The organism is Deinococcus terrestris, from assembly GCF_009377345.1.
In the GTDB taxonomy this organism is placed as follows: Bacteria; Deinococcota; Deinococci; order Deinococcales; family Deinococcaceae; genus Deinococcus; species Deinococcus terrestris.
In genome coordinates, this window is sequence record NZ_WBSL01000015.1 from 1 (window position 1) to 25,415 (window position 25,415).

At 67.9% G+C, this 25,415-nt stretch carries 25 protein-coding genes; 13 read left to right on the forward strand and 12 right to left on the reverse strand.

The annotated features are described in order from the left end of the window. Window positions 1–644: IS630 family transposase (locus tag F8S09_RS15615; protein ID WP_152872387.1), on the forward strand; the 644-nt coding region annotated here is incomplete at its 5' end. A 100-nt stretch (window positions 645–744) separates the two neighbouring features. Here the strand turns inward: F8S09_RS15615 and F8S09_RS15620 are convergent. The 3 genes from F8S09_RS15620 to F8S09_RS15630 form a co-directional block, all read right to left on the reverse strand. Further along, complete coding sequence (locus F8S09_RS15620) at window positions 745–2,040, reverse strand: DUF2254 domain-containing protein (RefSeq protein ID WP_092265861.1); 1,296 nt, start codon at window positions 2,038–2,040, stop codon at window positions 745–747. Next, window positions 2,037–2,990 carry a mechanosensitive ion channel family protein gene (locus F8S09_RS15625; protein WP_092265860.1) on the reverse strand — a complete coding sequence of 318 codons (954 nt, stop codon included), beginning with the start codon at window positions 2,988–2,990 and terminating at the stop codon, window positions 2,037–2,039. The genes F8S09_RS15620 and F8S09_RS15625 overlap by 4 nt, the downstream gene beginning before the upstream one ends. 327 nt (window positions 2,991–3,317) lie before the next feature. Beyond that, a complete protein-coding gene (locus F8S09_RS15630; protein ID WP_152872388.1) occupies window positions 3,318–4,103 on the reverse strand; it encodes a hypothetical protein in 786 nt (261 codons plus the stop codon). A gap of 351 nt (window positions 4,104–4,454) precedes the next feature. On the opposite strand from F8S09_RS15630, the gene F8S09_RS15635 reads away from it, so the two are divergent. From F8S09_RS15635 to F8S09_RS15665, 7 genes are all read left to right on the forward strand, one after another. After that, a complete protein-coding gene (locus F8S09_RS15635; protein WP_152872389.1) occupies window positions 4,455–5,933 on the forward strand; it encodes an SEL1-like repeat protein in 1,479 nt (492 codons plus the stop codon). 141 nt (window positions 5,934–6,074) lie between these two features. Then, window positions 6,075–6,488, forward strand: coding sequence for a response regulator (locus tag F8S09_RS15640; RefSeq protein WP_152872390.1), 414 nt, complete (start codon window positions 6,075–6,077; stop codon window positions 6,486–6,488). A 146-nt stretch (window positions 6,489–6,634) separates the two neighbouring features. Then, the gene (locus F8S09_RS15645) at window positions 6,635–7,078 is read left to right on the forward strand and encodes a hypothetical protein (protein WP_152872391.1); all 444 of its coding nucleotides are present in this window, start codon (window positions 6,635–6,637) and stop codon (window positions 7,076–7,078) included. Window positions 7,079–7,106: 28 nt separating this feature from the next. After that, window positions 7,107–7,625 carry a WapI family immunity protein gene (locus tag F8S09_RS15650; protein WP_227978741.1) on the forward strand — a complete coding sequence of 173 codons (519 nt, stop codon included), beginning with the start codon at window positions 7,107–7,109 and terminating at the stop codon, window positions 7,623–7,625. Window positions 7,626–7,741: 116 nt separating this feature from the next. Further along, complete coding sequence (locus tag F8S09_RS15655) at window positions 7,742–8,605, forward strand: hypothetical protein (RefSeq protein ID WP_152872392.1); 864 nt, start codon at window positions 7,742–7,744, stop codon at window positions 8,603–8,605. Continuing rightward, window positions 8,602–9,891 carry a DUF4139 domain-containing protein gene (locus F8S09_RS15660; RefSeq protein ID WP_152872393.1) on the forward strand — a complete coding sequence of 430 codons (1,290 nt, stop codon included), beginning with the start codon at window positions 8,602–8,604 and terminating at the stop codon, window positions 9,889–9,891. The genes F8S09_RS15655 and F8S09_RS15660 overlap by 4 nt, the downstream gene beginning before the upstream one ends. 110 nt (window positions 9,892–10,001) lie before the next feature. Beyond that, the gene (locus tag F8S09_RS15665) at window positions 10,002–11,657 is read left to right on the forward strand and encodes a tetratricopeptide repeat protein (RefSeq protein ID WP_152872394.1); all 1,656 of its coding nucleotides are present in this window, start codon (window positions 10,002–10,004) and stop codon (window positions 11,655–11,657) included. 4 nt (window positions 11,658–11,661) lie between these two features. Here the strand turns inward: F8S09_RS15665 and F8S09_RS15670 are convergent, their stop codons facing one another. Both F8S09_RS15670 and F8S09_RS15675 read right to left on the reverse strand, forming a co-directional pair. Beyond that, complete coding sequence (locus tag F8S09_RS15670; RefSeq protein ID WP_152872395.1) at window positions 11,662–12,291, reverse strand: hypothetical protein; 630 nt, start codon at window positions 12,289–12,291, stop codon at window positions 11,662–11,664. Further along, window positions 12,288–12,674, reverse strand: a complete 387-nt coding sequence (locus tag F8S09_RS15675; protein ID WP_152872396.1) for a hypothetical protein — start codon at window positions 12,672–12,674, stop codon at window positions 12,288–12,290. The genes F8S09_RS15670 and F8S09_RS15675 overlap by 4 nt, the downstream gene beginning before the upstream one ends. Window positions 12,675–13,056: 382 nt before the next feature. Here F8S09_RS15675 and F8S09_RS15680 point away from each other — a divergent pair, with 382 nt between their 5' ends. Both F8S09_RS15680 and F8S09_RS15685 read left to right on the forward strand, forming a co-directional pair. Further along, window positions 13,057–14,445, forward strand: coding sequence for a hypothetical protein (locus F8S09_RS15680; protein WP_152872398.1), 1,389 nt, complete (start codon window positions 13,057–13,059; stop codon window positions 14,443–14,445). Between the two features lie 577 nt (window positions 14,446–15,022). Next, window positions 15,023–15,349, forward strand: a complete 327-nt coding sequence (locus tag F8S09_RS15685; RefSeq protein WP_152872400.1) for a hypothetical protein — start codon at window positions 15,023–15,025, stop codon at window positions 15,347–15,349. An 823-nt stretch (window positions 15,350–16,172) separates the two neighbouring features. Here F8S09_RS15685 and F8S09_RS15690 read toward each other — a convergent pair. From F8S09_RS15690 to F8S09_RS15710, 6 genes are all read right to left on the reverse strand, one after another. Further along, complete coding sequence (locus F8S09_RS15690; protein WP_152872401.1) at window positions 16,173–17,396, reverse strand: phosphotransferase; 1,224 nt, start codon at window positions 17,394–17,396, stop codon at window positions 16,173–16,175. 11 nt (window positions 17,397–17,407) lie between these two features. Beyond that, window positions 17,408–18,100: an HAD family hydrolase gene (locus F8S09_RS15695; protein ID WP_152872403.1), complete on the reverse strand. Its 693-nt coding sequence runs from the start codon at window positions 18,098–18,100 to the stop codon at window positions 17,408–17,410. 73 nt (window positions 18,101–18,173) lie between these two features. Further along, window positions 18,174–18,341 (reverse strand): hypothetical protein, encoded by a 168-nt coding sequence (locus F8S09_RS17765; RefSeq protein ID WP_194165392.1) that lies wholly within the window; start codon window positions 18,339–18,341, stop codon window positions 18,174–18,176. Window positions 18,342–18,434: 93 nt separating this feature from the next. Further along, a complete protein-coding gene (locus F8S09_RS15700) occupies window positions 18,435–18,965 on the reverse strand; it encodes a DUF6174 domain-containing protein (protein WP_152872404.1) in 531 nt (176 codons plus the stop codon). 176 nt (window positions 18,966–19,141) lie between these two features. Continuing rightward, window positions 19,142–19,489: a hypothetical protein gene (locus F8S09_RS15705; protein WP_152872406.1), complete on the reverse strand. Its 348-nt coding sequence runs from the start codon at window positions 19,487–19,489 to the stop codon at window positions 19,142–19,144. After that, window positions 19,486–19,836: a hypothetical protein gene (locus F8S09_RS15710; protein WP_152872408.1), complete on the reverse strand. Its 351-nt coding sequence runs from the start codon at window positions 19,834–19,836 to the stop codon at window positions 19,486–19,488. Before F8S09_RS15710 ends, F8S09_RS15705 begins: the two co-directional genes overlap by 4 nt. A gap of 260 nt (window positions 19,837–20,096) precedes the next feature. Here F8S09_RS15710 and F8S09_RS15715 point away from each other — a divergent pair, with 260 nt between their 5' ends. The 3 genes from F8S09_RS15715 to F8S09_RS15725 all read left to right on the forward strand — a co-directional run bounded on the left by F8S09_RS15715 (window position 20,097) and on the right by F8S09_RS15725 (window position 24,081). Further along, complete coding sequence (locus F8S09_RS15715; protein WP_152872410.1) at window positions 20,097–21,635, forward strand: hypothetical protein; 1,539 nt, start codon at window positions 20,097–20,099, stop codon at window positions 21,633–21,635. Further along, window positions 21,632–22,237 carry a hypothetical protein gene (locus F8S09_RS15720; RefSeq protein ID WP_152872412.1) on the forward strand — a complete coding sequence of 202 codons (606 nt, stop codon included), beginning with the start codon at window positions 21,632–21,634 and terminating at the stop codon, window positions 22,235–22,237. Before F8S09_RS15715 ends, F8S09_RS15720 begins: the two co-directional genes overlap by 4 nt. A 104-nt stretch (window positions 22,238–22,341) precedes the next feature. Next, the gene (locus tag F8S09_RS15725; protein ID WP_152872414.1) at window positions 22,342–24,081 is read left to right on the forward strand and encodes a DUF4153 domain-containing protein; all 1,740 of its coding nucleotides are present in this window, start codon (window positions 22,342–22,344) and stop codon (window positions 24,079–24,081) included. Window positions 24,082–24,099: 18 nt separating this feature from the next. Here F8S09_RS15725 and F8S09_RS15730 read toward each other — a convergent pair whose 3' ends face one another. Beyond that, entirely contained in the window at window positions 24,100–25,302 is a 1,203-nt protein-coding gene (locus F8S09_RS15730) for a DUF6624 domain-containing protein (RefSeq protein WP_152872416.1), read from the reverse strand. Window positions 25,303–25,415 lie beyond the last annotated feature (113 nt).

A 25,415-nucleotide genomic window follows, 5' to 3' on the forward strand; every position in this document is an offset into this window, starting at 1 on the left:
CGAATTTCCTCTGCGAGATGGAACGCGTTCTGGACGTGTACTCTCGGCCCTACGACGACCGTTTTCCCGTGTTGTGCTTCGATGAGCAACCCTGCTTCCTGATCGGTGACGTCATGGCCCCGGTTCCGATGGAACCGGGGCGAGTCGCCAAACAAGACTACGAATACCAGCGCTTTGGGAGCGCTGCTGTGTTGCTGGCCGTCGAGCCGAAAACAGGCCGACGGTTTGTTAAGGTCTGTGCCCGACGGACCGCCGAGGAGTACACCGCCTTCATGCAGGACTTGGAACAGGCCTATCCGGCAGCCGTCCAGATCACTCTGGTTCAGGACCACCTCAATACGCATCACGGCGGCAGTTTCTACAAGTTCATGTCGCCACAGGCGGCCCACCGTCTGGTGGGCCGTTTCGAGTGGGTCCATACCCCCAAACATGCCTCTTGGCTGAACATGGCGGAATTAGAATTCAGTGCCCTTCAGCGGCAGTGCTTGAACCGGCGTATTCCAGTGCTGGAACGGCTTCGGTCGGAAGTCGAGGCTTGGGTGGCAGCGCGTTCACGCGCGGGCGTTACCCTCAACTGGCAGTTCTCCACCCAGGTCGCCCGGCGGACGCTCGGACGGCACTACGAAGCCATTCGTATTAAATGAACGCTGTACTAGGACGGAAAGACCCCCGCAACCTCCACTGACCATACCCGACCCCCGAGCGGCGCCCCCTCTCCTCTGGGCAAACGGTGAAGCCTGTCTCTCACCCGGCCGTCCCTTGCACGGCCGCCTGAAAGCGGCGGAACCGCTTCTCCAGGTCGCGCCGGTCGGCTTCCTCCCCGGTTTCGCGCAGGGCGGCCCGCAGGGTCAGGGCCGCGTGGCGGCGCAGGCTTGAACGCCGCCCAGGGTCGCGCTCCTGCTCAGCCACGATCGCCAGCACCTCCAGCAGCCGCAGCATCACCGCCGGGTGCGAAGCCCCGTTCTGCCGGATCTGGTGGAACATCACGTCGGTGAGGCCGCCGTAGTCGGTCGCCGGAATGACCAGACGGACCTGGCCGCCTTGGGCGTGCTCCCGCTGGGGCATCTCCCGCCCGCTGACCCGGCACAGGGCCGCACCCAGATGGTCGAGGACGGCGATGGCGGTGAAGGGGTCGTTGATGCCGGGCGACAGCGCCCGTACCGCGACCTCGACCAGTTGCTGGACCGCGAACTCCACGTCCTGCGGGGAGGTGCGCCGGGGCCCCGTGACCAGGGCTGCGCGGACCTGTCCCAGCGCTGCGGGCGCGGTGTGGGCGACGACCATGCCGGGAAAGACGAACTGGCCGGGGCGCACCGTCAGCCGGATCACGGCCCCGTGCCGCCCAGCCAAACGGAGCAGGCCCGCCACGTCCAGCGCTTGCAGGTAGCCGCCAGCACTGGCCCGCACTTCCCTGGCGTGGGCGGGGTCAGCGGGCGCGGCCGCCGCAGCCGGGGCCGGGTGGTCGCCCCGCTCCGGAAACTGCGCTTCAATGGTGCTCACGAGTTCGTCCGACACCAACCGGACCACCCGACCCACGTTGATGCTGCCCGCGATGTGCGCGATGAAATAGATCAGGATGGCCAGACTCACCAGCGCCAGCCCCAGCCCGAGGGTGACCGCCACATGCGGCACGAAGGGACTCTCGTCGCCGCCGCGCACGGTGCGCAAGACCAGCAAACAGTAGGCGAAGGTGGCGATGAAGGTGCCCAGCGTAATCTGGTTGCCCCGGTCGCGGGTGAAGTGCTCCAGCAGGCGGGGACCCATCTGACTGCTGGCGAGCGAGAGGGCCGCGATGGTGATGGAAAAGGTCGTGCCCGCCACCCCGATCACCGACCCCGCGATGGCCGCCAGCATCGAGCGCGCGCCGTCCGCGCTGCCGCCGTACACCCAGGGCCAGGCGCGCAGCGTCTCCAGTTCCACCCGCTCGTCCGCGTTCACGGCCCCCTCGGCGAGGAGGACGGCCAGCCCCACCATGACGGTGGGCAGGAACCAGAAGCTGTCCCGGAGAGTGGTCCACAGGACCGCGAGGCGGCCCCTCACTCCGCGTCCTGCCCGGTCTTCTCGGCCAGCACCCGCCAGCGGGGCCGGGGCGCGTCACCCTTCCCGGCGGGCCAGCCCTCGCGCTGCGCCGCGCGGTCACCGTCCGCGGCCTCGGTCTGGTCGTGCCACAGAATCTGCCGCGTCGGAAAGGGCAGGTCGATGCCGTGGGCCAGCAGGGCTTCCTTGATCCGCTGCAAGACCTCGTCCTGGCTGTCGAGCGCGTCCTTGCGCCGGGGCGGATCGATCCACCAGCGCACCCGCAGGTTCACGCTGCTCTCCGCGAGGTCCACCACCAGGACTTCCGGGGCCGGGTCCTGTCGAATGAGCTTCAGGCCCGCGAGCGTGTCCTGAATGACGCGCTTGGCCGTCCCGATGTCGTCGCCGTAGCCGATGCCCACGTCGTACTGAAGACGCCTGACCTCGTAGGCCGTCTTGACGGTGACCCGGCCCGTGAAGAGGTCAGCGTTGGGAATCACGACCTGAAGGTTGTCGTAGGTGCGGATGATGGTCGCGCGGACCTGAATGTCCTCCACGGTGCCCTCAGTGTCCCCCACGACGATCTGGTCTCCCAGCCGGAAGGGCCGGGTGAGCAGCAGCAGGATGCCCGCGAGCAAGTTTTGCAGGATGTCCCGGAAGGCGAAGCCGATGGCGACCCCGCCGACCCCCAGCAGGCTGAACAGGCTGGCGGGCGTGACCGAGGGAAAGACGATGGTCAGCCCCACCAGCACGCCCAGCGTCAGGATGCCCCCGGACGCCAGCCGCCCGAACAGCCGCCCCAGGTTGCCCTCGCGGCTTCCCCAGACGCGCTCCACCAGGCCCCGCGCGGCACGGGCAATCAGCCAGAACCCCAGCAAAACGACCAGGGCGATCAAGACGTTGGGCAGCGCGGCCACCACGTCCCGCCCGATGGCCTGCACTCGTTCCAGGGCGACATTCACATTGGCAGCCATGCCGCCCTTGATAGCGGCTTCACACTGAGGGCGCAAGGGCGTTCGGAGAATGGGGCCATGCCGCAGCGCGGTGCAGGAGGCCGCGCCTTCAGTCTGGCCCTGCCAGCTCTGGGGCGGAGCAGAGACCCGGGCCTTCCCGACTTCCTGCCTGGTTCATACTCAAACGTGGGCTTGGACGTGGCCCAGCGACATCCCGCAGGTCTCCGTCAGGAATTGGCTCCCCACATCCAGGAGATGGGCGAATGGGTTGCCAGAATTCCCTCGCTATAGCCTCCTCTACTGCCGAGCGTGGTCTGCGTCACTGTTGGCGTGACCCCGGAAAGGCCATTAAAACCCGACTTTCCGTTCCATTGCTACCGTGATGCCGACCTCAGCGCGTAGGTCACGGTCTCCCGTGCCGTCGCAACTGGACACCCGGTACCATTTGCCACTCGTCCAGCGCCCCTGGGCATCCAGCGTCCCGGGCTCAAACGCCTCCTGGAAGCAGGACGGGCCAGAGAACCGGACCAGATCCTTCCAGGCCACGCGCAGCGGATCCACGTCCCGGGAAAGGGACCCCCGGCGGTAGCGGACCACCTCGCCCTGGGGGTCCGCGCTCATCTCCTGCCACCACCATCCGGAACCGGTCCTCAGCACCGAGGTCCTCAGCGCCACCTCGCCATTCGCGTGGTAGGTCCAGCGTTCCCGTGAGTGCAGCGCCCCCTGCGCGTCCACGACGGTCCGTTCGGCCACACGGCCCTGGGCGTTCAGCCGCGAGGAGACGCGCTGCACCACCTCCCCGTTCCGATGCACCTCCCCGCTCTCCCGGCCCTGGGCATAGGTGAACGTCGATCGGCTGAGTTCCTCGCCCTTGGGATCCACTGTGCGGCTGCCGAGGACGTCACACGTGGCGTTCACCTGATACCGGGTGACGTTGACCCAGCTGTCCAGGGGACCATCCTGGGTGTGCAGGGCGGTCACGCAGCCCCGGGCGTCGTAGGTGTAGGTGTCCCGGGTGTCCACCAGGCCATAGCGGTCAAGGCGTTCCGAGATCAGCAGGCGGCCATCGCGGCCGAAGGTCTGGATGAGGGTGGAGGTAGCAGGCTCGTCGCGGCCCGCGTTGAACTGTTGCATCTTGACGGTCTGGACACCCGGGGCAGGCGCGGGGGTGGGCTCCAGACGTTCGGCCGCGGCCAAAGGCAGGACAAGTGCCGCCCAGAGGGGAAGCAGACGGAAGAGGGACATCGGGCGACGCTAACAAGACGGACTGACGCTTCCATGACGCCGCAAGGGCGGAACAGCCCGGAGCCGATGAACGTGGTTTTGGCTGTCCTGATCACTGTTGAACTTGAGGGCGTGCTCCATTCCGTCAGGCCAGCATCACCTCACCGTGGAGCATGGGCAAGCCGGCAACGGCGCTTGATCCACCCAGCCTTTCGTTCCCTCCATTCCTGTTCCGCATTCAGCAAGGGGGCCTTTCGTCCTATGACCTTCCGCCGCACCATCCTGACCCTCGCCCTGCTGCTCGCCTCACCCGCCCTCGCGGGCGTCGAGGAGGGGACCAAGTTCTACGAGCGCGGCCAGTACGCCCAGGCCTTCCGCGAGTTCGAGCCCGCCGCCCACCAGGGGGACGTGGAAGCCCAGTTCTGGCTGGGTTACCTGTACGCCGCGGGCGAGGGCGTCCCGCAAAACGTCTCGCTGGCCCGGCAGTGGTTCCTGAAAGCCGCCCAGCAAGGAGACTGGGACGCCCAGTACAACCTGGGGGTGCTCTACCGTGAGGGCCACGGCGTGACGCAGGACTACGCCCAGGCCGCGGGATGGTTCCGACGGGCGGCCGAGCAGGGCGATGCGGACGCGCAAAATGACCTCGGCTGGCTGTACGAGCACGGCCACGGGGTCGGGCAGGACTACGCCCAGGCGATGGAGTGGTACCGGCGGGCCGCGAAGCAGAATCATCCCTACGCTCAGCTCAATCTGGGCCTCCTCTACGCTTATGGGCGCGGGGTCAAGCAGGACGACACGCAGGCCATGACGTGGTTCCGCCGGGCGGCGGATCAGGGCGATCCCGACGCGCAGAATGAGATCGGGCTGCTCTACGAGTACGGCCGTGGGGTAGGGCAAAACGACGTTCAGGCCGCACGGTGGTACCGAAAGGCCGCGGAGCAAGGCCATCCCTCTGCCCAGGCCAATCTGGGGCTGCTTTACACCCTGGGACGCGGGGTGAAGCAGGATCACGCCTGGGCTCTGGCGTGGTTCCTCGAGGCGGCCGAGCAGGGACATGCGGACGCCATGAACGAGATCGGCCTGCTGTACGAGAACGGCCGGGGAGTGAAGCAGGATTACAGGGAGGCGATGAAGTGGTACCGGCGGGCGGCGGAGCAGAACCATCCCTATGCCCAGGGCAACATCGGTCTGTTCTACGAGTACGGGCGCGGCGTGCCGCAGGACTACGTCCAGGCCCTGGAGTGGTACCTCAAAGCCGCCGAGCAGGGCGAACCCGAGGCGCAAAACCGCGTTGGTCTTCTCTACGAGTACGGGCGTGGCGTGGAGCAGGACTACGTGCAGGCGATGAAGTGGTACCGGAAGGCCGCCGAGCAGGGCCAGCCGTACGCCCGCACGAACGTGGGGCTGCTGTATGCCCATGGGCGCGGTGTAGCCCGCGATGACGCGGAGGCGCTGCGGTGGATCATGCCGGGCGTTGAGGAAGGTCACCCATTTGCCCAGTTCAACCTGGGACGGCTCTATGCGCTGGGGCACGGGGTGGAGCAGGATTACGCGCAGGCCAAGCGGCTGTTCACGCTCGCGGCCGAACAGGGCTCCGCGGAAGGGCAGTATGCACTCGGCGTGCTGTACGAGGAGGGTTTCGGGGTACCGAAGGACGTGGACCAGGCGGTCATCTGGTACCGGAGGGCAGCCGAGCAAGGCTTTGAGATGGCCCAGGAAGCGTTGAACCGCCTGATGTAAGGGTTCGGGTCCGGGTCGCTGACCTCCGCCGCGTCTCGCCTGGCGGGATTGGCCACACCGCACCTCTCCACCATCCACCAAAGGCAGCGACAGACCGAAGGCGAGACCCTTTACCTTCATAGAACCTTTAATTTAGGAGGGATGACGCCTTCCCAACACTTCATGCTGATTGACGACAATGCGGCAGACCAGGTGCTGGCTCGGGAAGCTTTCGAGCAGCTTTGCCCGGACTGCACCCTCCAGATCTTCTCAGGTGGTCGACAGGCGTTGGCCTGGCTTCAGTCCGTACCAGACCACCCGGACGTGATCCTGCTCGACGTCAACATGCCCGAGATGAACGGCTTCGAGGTTCTGCAAGAACTGAAGCGGAACCCCCGCCTCGCCCTGATTCCGGTCGTGATGCTCTCGACGTCCGGAGCCCGGGGAGACGTCGCCACGGCCTACACGCTGCACGCGAGTTCCTATCTGGTCAAAGCTCCGGGCTTCGACGCGTTTCTCCAGCAGATCGACACCTTCCTGACGTACTGGAGGAAGACCCGACTCGCCTACGCTTGACCCCGTGTCGGGCGACGCGGTTCCTCTGGACAACGCCGTGCGCTGAGGGGCAGGACGGAGCCCCCGTCGTCCCACGGACTTGGCCTGACGGCCTTCGAGGACCGGCGGTTCATCCCACGTCAGGCGGACGCCCCCATGCTGAAGGCATGCTGCCCACGCCCATCCAGCGCCTGGCCCTGAGTCTCGCTCTCCTCACGGCCAGTGCGCAGGCCCAGCCGCCCCACGACCGGATCACGGTGCCCGTGGGGCCGGGTTCCTTTGTCACCACACTGGTGCTGCCCACTGGCGCGAAGGCCAGCAGGCCGCTGGACCTGCGGGTGGCCTTCCGGAACACGTCACGAAGCGCTGTCAGCGCGGACCTGCGGCTGTGCGGCCAGGGCCTCCTGATCCGGGACGTGAAAGGAAAGACGGTCTACGACAACACGCCCGAGGAGATGGCCTGCACAGCCGACTTGCGCCCCACCACCGTGGCTGCGGGGGCCGTCCATCTGGAATCCTGGGGCCGGCTTCCGGCCCTGAAAGCCGGGTGGTACACCGCCATCCTGTGGGGCAGCACTGTGGCCGTGAAGCGCTTCGAGGTCAAGCCCTGAGCGGCTCTGTCCGCCGTACCCTGACGCTGTGCACCTTCAGCAAGGTTCTGTGACCGCCGACATCCAAGTCGTGGACTACCAGTTCCCCGAATCCCACGATCAAAGCTGGGATGCGGACTGGCTGTTCGTGCGCCTCCGCCTTCAGGTCGGCGATCAGCGGTGGGAGCGCACGGACCCGGCCGTCACCACCTTCGAGCTCCAGGACCTGACCGTCTGGCTGGACCAGGTCGCCGAGCATGCCCAGGTCTTCGGGCGCTGGCAGCGTGGTCGCCTGACCACGCGCCTGGTTTTCACCGAGCCGAACCTGAGCTTTGAAGCGCTGAGTGGGCACGCGGCGGGCGCCCCGGTCACGCTGAGGCTCTCCCTCGCGGCCGAGTTTCTCCCGCCCTTCAAGGCCGAGCCAAGCAGCACGGGACTGGAAGACGACCCGTGGGAAGTCTGGCTGGACTTCGGGGTCGACGCCGCGCAGCTGCGGGCGCTGGCCGATGAGTTGCGGCAGCAACTCACGCGATTTCCGAGCCGGAGGGAACGCACCAGCCAGGACTAGAGAGGAGCGCTCTCTGCCCTCGGACGGCTCAGTGGGAGGGCAACGGTGGACCCCCGCTCGGTCGTCCCTTCAGGGCTGGCTCATCCTCGGTCAGCACCAGCCCGTAACGCTGGGGCATGCCCTCCAAACTGCTGGCCCTCCTGGGTGCTCTCGCGCTCTCCACCAGCCTCGCGCAGACGCCCGCCGTGTCCCCGGAACGCGAGCTGCTCCAGCGGGCCGTCACGCCACTCTGGGGGCCCGCCTCACTGCGCAGCAGTGTGCTGGTCGGCCAGCCCCCGGCCGATCTCGGCTTCGCTCTGCCCCAGGGGAGCCGCGTGATCGGCAGCGTCGTCACCGAGACGCCCGACCCGGCCTATCCCGCCGGGGTCACGGTCTACTTCGACACGGCGCTGACGCCCGAGCAGGTCGACGCCCATTTCGCCCGGGTGCTGGCTCCTGTGGGCTGGAAGGTCTTCCCCCTGCCCGCGGGTGGGCCTTATCCGGAAGGCGGCTTCCTGCCCAGCACGCCGGTTGGGGGCCGTCCCTACTACCGCCAGAACCCAGATCAGCAACTGAGCATCCAGACCCGGCGGGTCGGCGGGATCACGCAGGTCACGCTGGGGCGGCAACGTGCTCCAGACCTGGCGCAGACCCTGCGCTATGCCCAGGATGAGCGGTTCAATCCGGCCCAACTGCTGCCGAAGTTGATGCCTCCGGCTGGAGCGACCGTCTCTCCACGGGGAGGCGGAGGCAGTGGGGACAACGTCACCCAGTACGCGGGCATTGAGAGCACGCTCTCTCGCTCGGCGCTGTTCGACCACTACGCCAACCAACTGCGGCAGGGCGGGTGGACCCTGCGCAACCGGGCCGACGCGGGAACGCTGAGCAGTTCCCTGTGGAGCTTCACCCAGGACGGCAAGGAGCGGATCGGCCTGCTGCTGATCGGGGAAGCTGGCAAGGGACAGTACCGCGCCACCCTCGGCCTCCAGGGGCTGGAATGAAGGCCCACGCGCGGCGCGCCCTGCTGCTCACTCCCCTGTTGTTCGGCATGGCCGGGGCCACCGACCTGCGGGTCTATCCAGGCTTCAGCGAGGTCCGTGAGGGCGTCACCGTCCAAGGCCAGCGCCTAGAGATCACCCTCGCGGAAGGGGTCTGGCCCGGCTTATTGCCCGGATCGCTGGAGCTGCGTGGCCTGGGGCTGACCGGGATCGTGCAGGACCGTGCCCCCGGCTGGCTGGAGCGGTTCCAGGGCCAGACGGTCAAGCTGCGCGAGAATGGGCAGTCCCAGCCTGTCACCCTGGTGCGGGCTTCCGACCTCACCATCCGGGACGCAGCAGGGGATTACCGCCAGGTGCGGCTCGACCAACTCGCCTTCCCCACCCTGCCGCCCCAGGAGCCGCTCGCCGGACCCCGGCGCCTGATCTTCGAGGTGGCCCAGCCCGGCCAGGGGGTGTTCAGCTACCTCACCCGCTCGGTGACCTGGTCGCCCCGCTACATCCTCTCGGCGGCGGGGAACAACGCGGGCCTCAACGCCCTGGCCGACATCCGCAACACGGGGACGGTCCCCTACACGTCCCGGACCACCGAGCTGTTCTCCGGCGAGGCGAATCTGGCGAGGGGTCAGGCGGGATTCGGCAGTGCTCCCGTTCCAGTGACGACCGTGACGACTGGCTTCTTCACCGACACAGAGGATGCCGCTGCTCCCCCACCGACCCTCAACCCGGCGGCGAGTCTGGGCGGGCTGTACCGGTATGCCCTGGACCGCCCGCTGACCCTGCCCGCTGGGGGGACGGTCACCTTGCCCTTCCTGAAGACCCGCCTGACCACCTTCGAGCGCTTCGCCGTGCTGAACACGTACTTCTCGCCGCAGAGCAGCCGGGGCGCCCTGAACCGCACCTACCGCCTGACAGCCGACCAGCCCCTGCCCGGCGGCGTGCTGACCGTGCGGGAGGAGGGGCGTGTGGTGGGGCAGACGACACTGCTGGAGACCGAAAAGGGCGAGAAGATCGAGTTCACGCTGGGCCGTGACCCGGAGGTGCGCTACGGGCGGGTGGTGAAGGTGCTGGAGCCGGGAGAGCGGGGCAGCGGCAGGTATCAGGTGACCTACACCTTCGAGAACAGCAAGGAACGCCCCCTCCGGGTGGAGTTGACCGAGCGGGTGTACGGCCGGGTCGCGCTCCGGATCAACGGGGTGGAGAAAACCGGGGAGGCGCGGATGGAACTGCGGGTGGACGTGCCCGCGAGGGGGAGCGTCACCCGCAGCTTCACCGTCGAGATTGAGAATTGAACCAGGGCGCCCTAGGCGTGAGGGCCCGGCGTGAATTCAAAGGTCAAGCACAGAGGTTGCCCCCTGTGCCCCCTCACGCTTTGTCAGCCCCCGTCGGCCAGTCTGGACCCATGCGCCTGCTTCCCGCCGCCCTGCTGCTGGGTGTCTTGCTGTTTTCCAGCGCCCAAGCGCGTGACCTGACTCCCGCCGAGCGCCGCGCCGTCGCCTCCCAGGTCCTGACCTGGCCCGCGAGTACCGCCCTGCCCGAACTGCCCCACCTGGCCCGGGCCGAGCTGGGCCAGCATGACGCCTGGCTGGCTGCGCTGCGCCCGCTCCCGTCCCAGGCCCGCCGGGACGCGGTGATGCTGAGCATGCCCGCCCTGGCCCGGCAGGGCGCGGTGGACGCCGCCCGCCGGGCCCTGGCCCTGGTGGATCGGCTAGACCGGGTGCGGACGTGGGCTGTGTCGGCCCTGCCGTTCTTGCAGGCGAGGGGCAGCGCTGCGGCAGTTCAGGTGCTGGGCACGCTGGGGACACCGGTGGAACGGGTGCAGGCCCTCGCCATCCTGACCCAGGTGGCAATGAGTTCCCCAGCGCCGAAAACGGAGGTGCGCGCCGTGGCGGACGCGACCTGGGCAGCCTACGGTCGCCTGACCCCCGAGGAGCGGGCACGGCTCGTTCCCCTCATCGCTCCCACCATCGCCATCACGGGGACTCTGAGCCGAGCACAGCAACTGATCCCCAGCCTGAAGGACTTCCAAGATCAGGGGCGCTGGCTGGCGGTTACGGAAGCCTTCTATCAGGCGGGCTTTCCACAACTGGCGCGTCAGGCACTAGATCAGCTTCCGCTCCAGCAGGCGGACGATTTTGTCCGCATTCGCAGCGCCCTCCTGCTGCTCAAGCTGGGAGACGCTGAGCGGGCGTTTCGGGTGGCAACCTCCGCACCGCTCCCCTGGACCATGCGTGGGCACCTCGCCCGCGAACTGGCGACGGCGGGACACCCTGCCGAGGCCGCCCGCTTGGCCCGGACCCTCTCGCCCGACTCCCTCCGCGTCCAGAGCCTGGCGGAACTCGGCGGGATCCTGGCGGGTCAGGGCCAGACCGATGTGGCGCGGCGGTTGGTCGAGGAGGCGCGGGTGACCCTGCAAAGCAGCGACGCCCCCGACAGCACCTCTGCCGTGGTCCGGGCGCTGGCACGGCTGGGTCAGACGTCCGCCGCCGACGCCCTGATCCAGGGCTGGAAGGGGCGTAACCCGCAGGGACCGGATCGCCTGCGAGGAGCGCTGGTGCAGGGTCTGGCCGAGCAGGGCAATGTGGGGGAGGCCATCCGGCGTGCTCAGACCTCACCCTCGCTGCCAACCGTCTACGCCCTGGTCAATGGGGCCGAGGCCCGGGCGAAACAAGGCAGGCAGGAACAGGCCAGCCTCCTGCTGATGGCCGCCTTGGAACTGTCGACCAAGGTCCCGGACGAGGCGAGAAGGAGCGTGCTGGCGACACTCGCGCGCGTCTTGCCCTCCACCCTGGACACACTGGCCACCCACACGCCGCTGCCGGACGACACCTGGGTAGAGGTGGCCGAGATCCGGGCGAGAAAGGGGAACGTGACCGGGGCGAGGGCGGCCCTTTCCCGGTTGCCCGCAGAGAGGCGGTCACTGGGAGCGTTCTCACTGGCGAGGGGGCTGGTGGAAGGAGGTCACGCCGACCGGGCGCTGCCCCTGTTGCAAGACCCAGCCCTTCGGGACGCCGTCGCCCGGGTCCTGCTGGGCGAGGAAGTCCAGGCGAGGGAGTGAGGACTCAGGCGTCTCTCCCCGAAGGGCGCCACAACCCAGCCCCGGCTGTGACGAGGACGCCGACGAGGCCCCAGAGGGTGGGGTTGGGAAAAGTGGAGCGTTGAATGTCCTGGCAACCGGGCGCCGCATGGCTTTCCACCCAGCGCCCGCAGCTCCACAGGTGCAGCGTCAGCGGCGAGGCGGAGGTCATGCTCACGGGCCGCTCCAGACCCACGGTGTCGGCTGACAGCATGCGGCCATGCTTCCAGGTTGCCACGAACAGGGTGGCGCCACCGACCACGACCACCAGTGCCAGAGCCACCACACTGACCCGTAAGGCACGCCGGGCCGAGGCGACCGCCCACCGCCGCCAGAGTCCCCACATCAGCAGGGTGCTGAGCGCCAGCCAGCCCAGCGTCAGGAGCAGCGAGCGGTGCGGCCCGGTGAGCACCTGGTCCCCGTGGAGGTACGTCAGGCCAGCCAGGGTGTAGCGCACCCGGTCCACACGGGGATGCGGGTTGTCGCTATCTATGGCTAACCCCATATCCCCTGCGAAGGCCGTATCCAGGAAGCTGTAGCCCATCATCCCCACGGCCACGAACAGCCCCAGCACGCTCCAGAGCGTCACGATCAGCCCAGGCCAGCGCCCTTTCACCAAGACCCGGCCTCCCGGGTGACATGCCTGCTGGCCTGCACTGGCTGGAAGGTCAGATGCAGCGTAACCGGCGTTCCGGTGAGGATTCCGCCGCATCCCCCGGCGTCGCGGCCCGGAATGTTCACCTCGACCGACTGCACCGCGGCGCCGGGCGCGCTGACGTCGAAACGGTACCGGCCCGGCTGCCCGAAGCTGCATGCCACATCGCACACCAGCCGGTCCGCCTCCACCCGGATGCCAGAGATCGTCCCGCCCACCGAGCCGCTGTACCCGGCCGCCTCCCAGGGGGTCACCGGCTGACCATTCCTCGACACATTCCGGATGTCCACCGTGGGCAAGGCGGTACCAGCCCCCGCAATCCTCGCGGATTCGACGCGGATCATTCCGGGGACGCCTCCTGCAGGACAGGGAGCGCCCCCACGAATGCCACAGCCCATCAACAGGAAGGGAATCGTTAGGAGGATGCGCTTCATGGCCCAATGGTACCCGGCCGGGTTCAGCGGCTGTGGCCATCTGCCATCTACTGTGGCAGCCGTCTTCCCGGGCGTGGTGGACCTGCGTGCCTGCGCTACAGCCGCTTCCAGTCATGTCCGTGCGGTTGGCACTGGCATGCGCAATACCCACGCGCGCCTCGGTATGGCCAGTTCGCCCAGATTCACCTTCAAGCGGGATCAGGAGCGATCGCTGGACGCACGGTGTTCCCAAGGCCGTCCGTGGGCTGCACAGTTGAGCCGCGAAGCGCAGACCTCACGGGTACACTCAGCCATGAAAGCCTCAGCCTGGAGGGCGCTCGCGGTGACGCTCGTCCTGTGGTCGTCCGGCGTGCCCGCACAGGCCCGGCAAGGTCAGGCGCTCCCGGGCGTGGCCCTCGGCAGCGTCATTCATGACCTCGCCCGCAAGAACGGGGTCCTGGTGCCCCACCTTAATGCCCTCTGGCCGGGGGGCGACCAAGCCAATACCACCCTGGTCCTCACCGACGGGGCCGAGGTCTATGAGATCACCGGCTCCATGGTCAAGCGCCTGCCAGACTCGGCCCTGGCCGAGGTCCGGACCCAGATCGACGTCAACCAGCCGCGCTCTTTTCAGGTCGTGCCGTCCCAGCGCAAGGCGTACTACCGCTTCTCGCTCCACCTGCTTCCCACCCAGGCCGCGCCGCCCCTGATCGCCGACGCCCTGGACGAATTTCTGGGTTTCGTCTACCACGAGCAGTTTCATTTTCTCGTGCAGCCAGAGTGGCCACGCTCCCCCGACACCCTGAACCCGGACATCTACGAGGACTATCCGAGCGACCCCCTTCCCCGGGCCTACCGCCGTGCCCTCGCGCAGTCGCTGCGGACGGCCCTGCTGAGCCGTGAGCCGGCGGGCCGGCAAGCGGCCCTGAGGCAGGCCGCCGGACTGTTCACCGGCTGGAAGACCCAGTACCCGGACGAGGTCCGGCGGAGCCGCTCCACCGACCTCCTCGAGGGGACGGCGACCTACTTCGAGGCCAGACTGCGTCTCCTCGCGCAGGGCCTGGACGGGGACCCCGCGGCGCTGGGAGACCGACTGGACCAGATCACCCGGGTGACGCCTCCTGGCCTGAGGGTGGAGGGCTACCAGTTGGGAGCGCTGGCAGGCCTGCTGCTCGATCAGGTGGACCCGGAACGGCAGTGGACCGGGGAAGTTCAGGGGGGCCAGACACCCGTGGAAGTCCTGCTTCGCCGCTTCCCCCAGCCCAGTCAGGCACCTCCAGCAGCGGTCGTGGAGGCAGTCCGGACGCTGGCCGGGCAACTGGAGAGCGCTGTGGCTCCGCGGCTTGACCCGGTCATCGCAGGGTACGAGGCGGGACAGCCCCTGCTGCGCGTCCCCGGGGAGATCGTGGGGTCGTTTCATGTGCGGGGCGGCTTCTACCGGTCGGCCCGGATGCCGGGCTGGGGCCTGGTGACCCTGTCGTCCATCCGGGTGCGGACGGAAGCGGGAGAGGTGGAGGTCAAGGATGTGGTGTGGATGCAGAACCTCGACCAGGTGGAGGAGCGGGGGCTGACGGTACTGCTCGATCCCACGTGGGTGAGCGAGGAAGGGGGGGTGCTGACCGTACGCAGTCCCCATTTTTCCCGGCCGCTCTTGGCCACCGTCAAGGACGAGCAGGGCCGCACGATCTACACCGCCCGGTAACCGCGCAGCAGGAGGTCCATGGACAGAGGGGCCTTCGCGCCGATTTCCACGGCCTGAGGGCTCACCCTGGCACGGTCCGAAGTGCCGGCGACGTGTCGTCTGAAGAGGGTGCGGGGGGCAGGACAGCGTCTACGTGGCCGCGTCCTGCCCGGTCCAGTGGCCCCGCGAGCGGCACCCGACTTGCCGGAGGGTTGCCTCCCTGCGTGGGCCACACCAGCGGCGGCCTCGGAGGCTGGTCCCCCAGGGTGAGGGATAGGAGAGGCGAGCGCAACACGCCGAACGGCTCAGCTCAAGACAGGAGGAGCGTTCGGCGTGTTTCAGAACAGGCCGCTGAACTGGCGAATGTCGTCATCCTTATGGGCTGAACCTGGGCCTGGAGGTTACGCCACTCCTGGGATGATCCACACCTGCGAGGTGATCTGTCCCTGGCGCTTGGGCGCGGACTTCTGGCAGTGTGGCAGACGTGAGTCCCACAGGATCGGCAGGCTCCCACCGCTCTTCTGGGACCCTTTTGGCCGTGGGAGGAGGACGCTGGAATCGGAAGTTCGCACGGTTCAGCGGCCTGTTGGCTCTCGTGATGTTGCTGGCAGGCTGCACGATGGGCGGTATCTCTGACGAGCCGCTGGCCGGTGAGTACGTGCTGATCACAGACGACGAGGACCTCAATGAGTACTCGATAGGCAGACGCCGCCAAGAAAACTGGACCCTGCTGATCGGAGCAGTAACTCACATCGCCCACGATCAGAACTTCATCCTGGCGATCGGTTATGACGGGTACTTCATCGTGCGGGTGCGCGAGCAACAGACTTTCGGGCCATTGAGCGCCCGGGAATTTCAGGAGAAGCGCAAGACCCTCCAGGTTCCCCCCGGGCTCCACCTCAAGGTCCTCCCGCCGCTTGACTGACTGGGAGAAACGGAGAAGGGACCGGCCTCACTTCTGCCTGCGTCCGTATTCCCTCGGTCTCCCGGTCCGTCGGGGACAGCGAGTTCCTGCGCTCGGCCAAGGCAGCGGCCTGAGCCGGGGGAAGGCTGCGGAGCACGCGTCCACCTGCTCGTCGGCCGCGTGGCAGCATGCGTCCCGTAATGGACGCTGTCCAAAAGCACCGCCGGCTCCGTCAGCTTACCCTGGCCATGGCCTTCCTTCTGGTCGCCTGCGCAGGGCCAAGCCCTGTGACCGCAGCCGACGTCGTCGGCACGTACCGCAATGGAACTGGCTACGTCATTACCCTCCAGCAAGGTGGATCGTACGAGGCGGTGGATGCCCAGGGGCAACGGGTCGAGCGGGGGGAATGGACCCTGGAGCCTGGTGGTCAGCGAATCTCCCTCCGACGTTGCCGCGTGGTGGCGCCCGCCGAGAGGGCCGACCGGGGGTGCTTGGAATTCTCGGGATACACGGTGAACACAGTCATCGCTCATCTCGGCGACGAGGTCATCATTGGGACAGGCGAGCCGCCGGAGGACGACTACCGTCGGGTCCTGAGAGCACGCTGACGCGGGAGAGGTGAGGCCATCTGACGAGGTCCTCTGGATTTGATGGGCGAGGTTGGGAGGCACCTCCAATAGGCACACGAACCCACTGGGAGGTAGTGCCCAGAAAGAACGACGGACTGAGGGTATTGGCGGCCTTGAGGTGAGTCAGCAGCATCTCGGACCTTGAGAGGAACGTGACCGACCTGGTCCTTGAGCGACACCCTCAGGAACACGCAGTGCCTTCCCGTGGTTGGGTGCTATGCCTCTTCTGCCAGCTTGATCAGCAGCTTCAAGTAGTACGGCACGTAAGGTCGTGCGCCCGAGACCGTCCCCTCCCACGAGCGGAACCGCTGTTCGTAGGCCAGGACCCGGTGCGCCAGAGCCAGCAGGCGAGCATCCTGCCAGGCAGCTCCTGTCTTTGCAGTCCCCAGTGCTCTGAGGTAGTCCTCCCACAGCGTCTCGACCAACTGCGGGTGAGTGGTGCGCACCGGCAGGGAAGGACGCAGGGAGACCCAGGCCAGCAGCCAGCCGATATCCAGGAAGGGATGCGCGACGCCCGCTTCACTCCAGTCGAACCAGCGCACGCCGTCCGCACCAACGAGGGCATTCATCGGCTGCGCATCGCCGTGGACCGTCCGCTCGGGAAGGTCAAGGGCCAGGATTCGGCCATGCGCTTGCCGGATGGTGGGAAGAGCTTCCCGGAGTCGCGTACGTGTCGCTTCATCTTGGTCCCAGACCCTGGTCAGGGCCTCACTCTTCACCAGAGCTTCCAGCTCTTCCACCAGCCTCCGGAAGGGAAATTCAGGGCACCCAAGGCCCCGAAGCACGCTGGGATCGACCTCACGGTGAATAGCGGCCAGGTGCGTGACGGCTTCCTGCCAGGGGTTCAGCTCGGCCACCTCACTCAGCCGCTGCCCTCCGGCGCGGGTAGCCAGCCAGTCCCGGGACAGCGCGGCCCGCAAGACCGGGACGGTCAGCTCTGGCTGAAGGGCGGCCAGACGCGTGGTCACGGCGGCCTCCCGGGACCCATCACCCGCTTTGAGATAGGCGCCGCCCGCTGCGGTCTCCACGTAGAGGACACAAGCGAGGTCGTAGGTGCTGATTTGACGCACGGGGCCTGTAGCCGTGTCTCCACTGGCATGTACCGCACCAAGCAGCCACGCCGCAGCCTGAGTGAACCAGCCGGGCTGCTGCCAGGGTCGGGCATGGGGAGGGAGGTCCGTAATGCAGGTCGCCGTTGGTAGCCCTTGTACCGAGGTCAGCGCTTCCATGCGAACGGTGGGGGAGGGTTGTCGAAACAGCGCTTCTGCATCGTGCAGGACAATGGCGTCCAGGCCGCTGAGTTCGCGAACGTAGACTTGCAGGCCAGAGACGGAAAGCTGCGTGGCGGAGACCGCTTGGTCGGCAAACTCGACCCAGGTACCGTCCGCAAGAGAAATTAGGAAGCGCACGCGGACCGCGTCGGAAGCAGCACTGGTCATGTTCGATGAACTTAGCGCGTCCAGCCTTCCGCAAGTGCCAGCAACGAGGGCACGGTGCGCCAGGCCCCCGGATGGGGCGTGCGCCGCCCGACCAGCACCGCCCGCAGGCCCGCCAAGGCGGCCCCCCGCACGTCATGGGTGGGCGAGTCCCCCACGTACAGGGCCTGCTTCGGCGTCACGCCCAGCAACTCCAGGGTGTGCTGGAAGATGCGAGGGTCGGGCTTGAAGACCCCCACCTCCCCGGAGACCACAACCACGTCGAAATACCCTTCCAGCCCACTGTGACGTAGACGGGCACGCTGCTCGGCGCCGTCGTACGCGTTGGTCAGCAGCGCGAGCTTGAACCGGGGCCGCAGCGCCGTCAGCAGGGCCTGAGCGCCTGGCAGTGGGGCGCAGGCCCGCAGCAGGTGCGTGCGATAGGCCTCCAGGTACCCGGCGTGCCACGCCACGCCGCAGGTGTCCAGCACCTCGCGCAGCCGGACCTCGTGCATGCGCAGCGGATCGGCCTCGCCCCTCTCGACACGCCCGTGAAACGCCAGGATGGCTTCCACGGCCATGTCCACGAAGGTCTCGCGGGAATGGGGAACGCCCGCGAGGCGACGTACCTGCTCCAAGGCCGCCAGGTCCGCGGCGACGAAGTCGGTCAGGGTGCCGTCGAAGTCGAAGCAGACGGCCTTGAGCTCGGGCAGGTCACGGTCAGGCATGGGGTCGGAGCTCAAGGTAACCCCTGCTGGGCCACCGGGAGGTCCGTCTCCCTGGAACGCGACGGTCTTGCGCCTACTTGCCCTTGCGGATCGGCAGAATGACCCCCAGACCAACCAGCACCAGCACAACGGCCGCCGGCCGTTCCCAGCCGGTCAGGCCTTCATGGGTCAACCCGAAGAAGGCCAGGATCACGAGACTGAGCAGAATAGGCATGACGACCCGCGCGTAACTCCAGTGCATGGCTCTCCTTGGTCAAGCTTGAGTCGAACCACCCGGCCGGACTGGGCGGGTTCTGCTGTTCCGCCTGGGCGCTCAGCCCTGGCCCGCTGAGTCTCAGGGCCTGGGCGTGTAGTCCGTGAGCGTGATGGACCCGAAAGCGTCTTGCAGCCCCCGGGTCACGTCCCCGCTGCTGATCTGGTTCGGAATCGGGAAGACCGGGTCGAAGGTGATGCTCAGAGTCACGCAGCTCTCGGGGCTCTGACGCTCACGCTCAATCAAGCCCGTGTAATACGCGTAGAGCTCATCGATCGTGTCAAAGGCCGACCGATTGCCCTCTGGGACTGCCTGGCCGGTGGACACGACCGTCGCGGAGACCACTTGATTCCCCCGGACTTCAACCCGGGTGGGAGGCAGAAAGAGGGTGGGAATGGCCTGGGTCACGTCGTAGTTCTTCTGGCCCAGGGCGTCCCAGCGGGCGCGCTGCTCGCCGAGGGTCCGTGCGAGGGCGTCCCAATCTGGCGTGCGGTAGCTGGATTCGCAGCGGGGGTTGACGGGCGGCAAGGGGGGAATCCCGGGTGGGGACACGACCTGCGTGCAACTGCCCAGCAGGACGCTTAAGCCTATGAGAAGGTGGAGAGGGCGCATGGGTGCTCCTTGTCGACAACGCGGAAGGTGGAAGGGTGGATGTCTCCGTGAGGGTACGCCGAGCAGAGCCGGTCAGCAGTGCAGGTTTGCGTGCCCTCTGGTCTTCACGTCCTATAGATGAAGACTTCGGCATCCTTCCCTGGGCAGCGGCCTGGGCCACGGTCCCCACTGCACCCTCACCGGAAGGCCCGGATCATGGACTCCACGTGCTGTTCGGTGGCCCGCACCTGACGCTCCAAATCCCTGGTTGTCTGGTCTTCCAGCCCCCGGGCACGGCGCTGGTCCAGTTCCCGCCGAAGCTGGCGTTCCATCTCGCGCATATGGGTCAGCACGACCGCCGAGCCCAGGGCACCCTCGGCCCTGAAGGAGAAGTGATGTCCATCCGGGTCTTCACGGACATACGCGTAGGGGCTGAGCTTGCGGTACCCCTCGGCGAGCAATCGGGGTTCGTCCCGGCTGAGGCTGCTCTGGCAAGCCGCCAACACCAGGGGAAAGATCAACGCCAGCGGGCGCAACTGCTTCATGACTCCTCCACACCTGCCCGGCCCGCCCAGTCACAGGTCACCGTCACCTCGGCCATGGGGAGCCCGAAGAGGGTCACGGCCGTGACCTGAGCCTGATAGGGACGAAGGGCCGGTTCACAGTCCCCGTTGGACGGGCGAGGAGGAACTTCACCCAGCTTCCGGACGACATATCGGCGGATCAGCAGGCTCTCCACAGGGTGGCTGAGCAACTGCCCACTGGCTATCACGGCATGCGCCACGAACGCTCGCTCACCTGAGGTCCCTCCGCGCTCGCTGCGAAGCACGAACGGCAGACCGAACGCGGCGGCCAGCAGGAGGGCCAGGCTCCAGGTTCTGAAGTGGCGCATGGGTCAAGCGTACGGCGCTTTGGCCAGAGAGATTCGGAGTGGAGCCCCGCTGGGGAGGGTCAAGCCGTGCGAACGCCAGCGGCCTCTTCTGGGTGGGGAGCGGCGCTGCTGCATCTGGGATCGGGGCTGCGCGGCAGGCCGCGGGCCAGTTGAGGCACCGGGTGGAGGTGCCCTGAGGGGCCCCCTCCCACGTGAAGGCCAGACGCTGCGGCGCTGACCTGGCCTCATCTGCGGTCAGCCACGCTCCCGAAAGCTGAAGCATGCCCTGGCCCCGCCTTCTGCTGCTCTCGGCCCTGCTGTCCGGCTCTGCGCTGGGTCAGGTCACGCCCCCTCCTGGGCCGCCCGCCCGCTCCCAGCCTGCCCCACGCCTGAATATCGACGAGCTGAACGCGGAGATCGCCCGCCAGGCTCCAGCGTATGGGGGCTTTTTCGTCCGGGATGGCCTGCTCTCCGTGTACGTCACTTCCACTGACCCTGCCCAGCGTCAGGCCGCCGTGCGCGAGCTGTTCGCGGTTCAGGGCGAGGAACTGAGGCGACGGGGCTTCTCTCCGGAGACGGTCGTCTTCGTGCCTGGCCAGTTCAACGCTGAACAGCTCCTGGAAGCGAAGGTGGCCGCCCGGGGCATCGACGGTTGGCAGAGCATCGACATCGACGAGACCCGCAACCGTGTAGTCGTTCAGTTGCGTCTGCCCGGTATGGAGGAGCGTGCCCGGGCCTTTCTCGCCGAGCAGGGTCTGGCCCCGGGCATTGTCGTCATCGCGCCGATTCCTCACGGGAAGCTCCCGGAGGCCCCAGCCTTCATCACTCCACACCAGGCCCAGTTGAAGGTGCCTGTTCTCGTCGCTCAGGGGAACACCCTCCCCATTGAGCTGAGGGTTACCAATCCAACCGGAAAACCCCTGCACCTCGAACATGGCTCCTGCGCCTTCACAGTGGAGATTCAGAACGTGGCCACCGGTGAGCTGGTCCTGCCAGTTCCGGGGGCCCAGATCTGCACTATGGAACTGCGGCTCGCTTCCGTCCCAGCTCACAGCACGGTGACGGTTGACAGCCGGGAGTGGAACCTGCGGAGCCCTGGGGGTGGGGTGGTGCCACCGGGCCGTTACGTGGTCCGGGCGGCCTTCGCGGTCGGGGCAAGAGATCCCCAGTTCATCCGCCCTCCCGATCAGACGTTCGAGGTGGTCGCCGGTACTCAGGAGACGGGGACGGCCCAGCTTCGCAACGTGCTGCGCGACGGCGCCTATGGCATCGCCTTCCACACTCTGCTGGGCGAGGAGCAGGGGCAGCCGGTCGTGTTCGTCTTCGTGCCTGACCGCCGGGCACAGGCGGGTGTGGAACAGAGATTGCGTGAGCAGAAGCTGCCCCTGGACCGGGTGCGCTTCCGGGTGCTGCCTCCACTCCGCGTCCCGCCCAGTGGACAGGGAGGAGCGCGGCTGCAGGTGGGGAGCCATACCTGGCGAGGGAACGCTCAACATCTCTTCGAGCTCTCGGCGAACGTGACGCCTTGGCTGGCCCAGGGGGCCTGGCGCTGCCAACCCGTGATCAACGTGGTCGACCCCCGCAGTGGGGACGTGGTGGGGGGCTGGCCCGGCTTCTGGATGAGTCGGGTGCCGCATCCATGCTCAGGGGGCGGCCGGCTGTCACTCAGCTCCTGGAGAGGGGTGTGGGACGAGCGCCGGAGTGACGGCACACCGCTGCATGCGGGGAGGTATGAGGTCCACGCGGGCCTGAAGGTGACCCTGAAGACGGGCCGGGTCGTGTGGTTGCTGGCCCCGGTTCAGGAGCTGACGGTCCCGTGAGGCGCCTTTTCCTGCTGGCCGGAGTCCCCCTCTCCCTGGCCTCCGCCGCCCCCTCCGAGGTGCTGTACGCCAAGCGTCTGGACTTCCTGACGCACGTCGAGACCCGCCGTGACCTCGATCTGGGGAAAGGCCTGCGCGTCGGGGTCGAGAGCGCACCGGGCGAGTACGTCTACGAACCTCGCGTGAGCTTTCTCTTCCAGAAGCTGCGCCCCGCCTTGCCCGCACCCTTCGCCAAGGGGTACATCCTGAACGAGGTGCCCTTCCGGGTGATCGGCCATTACCGCATCTATGCCCAGCGGATGATGACGCCCAGTGTCCTGACCCTGGTCCTGCCGCTGGAGAACACGCGTCCGGGGGACCTGCACTTCGTTTACCTCTGGGACGGCGAGCGCTACCTGAACTGGGGGCAGGCCGACGGGCGAGGGGCGTTCGTGGCCCTGGCGCAGTTCTCACCGTTGCTGAAGACCACAGACTTCGGCTACGGGGTCCGGATCGTGATCGCTGCCGTGAGCCGTCAGGCCCTGACGCCCGTGTGTCGGCGTCGAGGAGGCACGGTCGGTGTAGACGGCTGCAACGCCTCAGGCTTTCCGGGGTCGCCGTGAGGGAGCAGCTGCCGTTCCTGGGCCGAGGCCTACTCGTCCTCCCTGCGGTCAGGGTCACCCTTAGGTCGGATGCTCCTGTCGACCTCTCCCCGGGAGACTGAGCCGTGCCTCCCTCCGCCTCAGCGGTGCCCGCCCCGTGGCTCTCCCTCCTCGTGGGCCTCATGCAAGGCCTGCTGTTCTGGTGGCTCCAGCAGGGGGCTGAGGAGGCCCCGTTCCCCGCGCCCTGGGCCACCGTCCTGACAGTCCCCGTGGTGATGCTCCCCCTGGCCTTCTCCTTGCTGGGCGCCTTCCTGACCCGGGACGCCCGACTCACCTGGGGCACCCTGGGCGTGACCGCTCTGACCACCCTCGCCGTCCTCTCGCACCTGACCCTGGGCACCGCGGGAACGGCGGCCCTGGGGGGCGTCATCGGCGTGGTCGGCCTGCTGTTCGTCCAGGCGGCCTCCCTCGCCGGAACCTGGCGCTTCCCCTATCCCCTGCTGTTCCGCGGCCTGGGCATGACCGCCACCCTGCTGGTCGGGGGCACCCTGTTCACCGGCGTGATGGGCCTGCTGATCGTGCTGGTGTCGGCCCTCTTCGGTGGCATCGGCCTGGACGCCGTGCCCCGCTTCCTGGGAGAGCCCTGGGTCTTCTTGCCCCTCGCAGGAGCGGCCTTCGCCTTCAGCGTGACCCGGCTGCGCACCCGCCCCGAGTTGCTGGAGACCCCGGTACGGATCCTGCTGACGGTGCTGTCGTGGCTGCTGCCCCCCGCGGCCGTGCTCACCGGGCTCTTCGTGCTGGCCCTGCCGGTCGCCGGCCTCCAAAGCACTGAACGCCTGTTCGAGGGCCTGCTCTCGTCCTCGACCTACCTCGCCCTGACCCTGGCCGTGCTGCTGCTCACCCAGGTGGCCTATCAGGATGGAGAGGAGCGCCCGGCCCTGCCCGACTGGGCGCAGCGGCTCGCGTCGGGGACCCTGTTTCTGCTGCCCCTCTTTCCGATGCTCGCGCTGTATGGCCTTTCCCGGCGGGTCATAGAGTACGGCCTGACGGAAGCGCGGGTCCTTGGCCTCGCCGCGGCCGCCGTGCTGCTGATCGCGGCTGCGGGGACCGCTTGGACCGCCCGGCGGGCGTCTCCTTGGCTCGCTGGCCTGGGGCGGGTCAATACGGTCGCGCTGGCCCTCTTGGGAGCCGTCACGCTGGGGCTGAGTCTGCCGGGCCTGCTCCCGCTGCACTTCACCGTGCGCGATCAGGCCGCGAGACTGGCGACTGAACCCTCGCCGGAGACCCTGGACCGGGTGCGCTTCCTGGCGTACGAGAGCGGCGAGGCCGGGCGCGGGGCGTTGCAGGCCGCGCTTGACCGTCCGCTCCCGGTGGCTGTGGCAGCGCAGGCGCAGGATGCCCTGACCTACGAGGCGCCGGAGTTCAGCGAGCGCTACCGGGAGACGGGGGCTCCGGTGCCCGCCTGGGTCTTCAGTAGCGCCCCACTGGCTGGATCGGCCCTGTCAGACGTTCAAGCAGCAGCCTTGGTGCGGGTGATGCAAGCGTTTCCGGCCTTTGAACAGTATTGCGGTGGGGGACGACCGACCTGCCGCTTCCGATATGTGGTGACCGCTTCGGCCGGCCTAGACCGGGCACTGGTGTTCCAGAACTCGTCGTGGCCCAAGGGGCTGTGGTTTGAGTGGGAAGGGGGCGAATGGGTGCGGCGTGGCCGCTTCCGGCCGACCTACCCCGCGACCGAGGTCCGCCCCTTGCTGCCCAGTCGACTGGCAGGTGCACCCGTGAGCTCCGAGACGCTGGCCTTGCAGATCGTGCGGGTGGGCGAACAGATCCTCTTTCTGTCCGCGCCGGAGAGCCGCTTACCGTGAGAGAACGTCTCGTCCGGTTCAGGGCCGAAGCGGCTCGAACCGCTTGAGGTACTCCTCGATGCTCTCTAGGCCGATCCTGGCCCGACGCTCGTTGACGTGCTCCGGGTCCGCCAGCATCCGTGGCGTCGCGCGGCCCCGCACGCTGTCGTAGCTGACCTGGGTCCCGTACAGTTGGGGTTCGCCCTGCGCGAGGCGCACTCGGTCGGTGAGGTACGCGAAGTTCTGCGCCTCGGCCTGGGTGGTCTGTTGCTGGCCGATCAGGTCCAGGATGCAGTCTTGCAGATCATTCGCGGCGTCGGCGTGCTGGGCCAGCAGCCAGGCATTAAAGGCCAGTTGCGAGTCACCGCGGTTGGTGCTGGGCCACCCGTATTTTCTCAGCACGTCCCTCAGCCAGGCGGTGGACTCGGCGTCCACCGCATTCATCCTGCGCGCCCCCGGCTCGCCCCGTCGGCTGGCCTGATCCTGCTCCACCAGGCGGTCGGCTTGCTGGGCCAGGGTGTCTCGCTGGGCCTCCGTCAGGGGAGTATTCAGGGCGGCCGTGGTGGTGAAGCGCTGGCAGACCGGGCGCAAGACCACCGGGCGGTGCAGGCCAGCGGGCGCCGTTCGCGGAGGGAGGGCGGCCTGGGTCTGGGCCAGGGCCTGGGCCAGAGGGGGGAGTCCGGCGGCGGCCCGCCGAACATCGACGTTCGCTGCGTCCTCCAGGGGCAAGGGCTTCACCCTGCGTCCGACCAGCTTGGTCAGGGTGCCGTAGCGCTGCTTGCGTCCCAGTCCGGTCAAACCACCATCGATCAGGCGGGCGGCCTGCTGGCGCTCCTCCAGATTGGTGGCGACGCCCAGCGCCACCTGCCCGGCGCACCACATCAGCTCGGGTTCGTTGAGCAGCCGCGCCAGCGAGGTCCGCAGGTCCGGGTCACCTGGCCAGCCATACGCGCTCAGCAGTCGGCGCAGGTAGGGGGCGGCCTCACGCCCCAGGGCGTCGAGCTGACGGCGTTCCGCAAGGCTGGGGGGACGGGTCGCCAGTAGGCCAACGAAACGCTCGACCTGCGTGCGGTAGGTGCCCAGCGTGGTCTGAACTGCCGCGGTGAGGGCCGGGGACATCGGCCGGGTCTGGGGCGCGATCAGCCGGGTGCAGGCGGCCGCGTCGGGAGGTGACTCGAACTGCAACTGCGCGAGGGCCGAGCTGCAACCCGCCAGGACCGCTGTGAGCAACACCTTTCGCATAGCTCCTTCACTCTCACACAAGCAAGGCTGCCCGGTGACAGCGGTACAGCCCTGGTTCAGGTCCTGGTGGCCGAGTCGACGGGTTGAACCATCGGGGGAGCCGTCAAGCACAA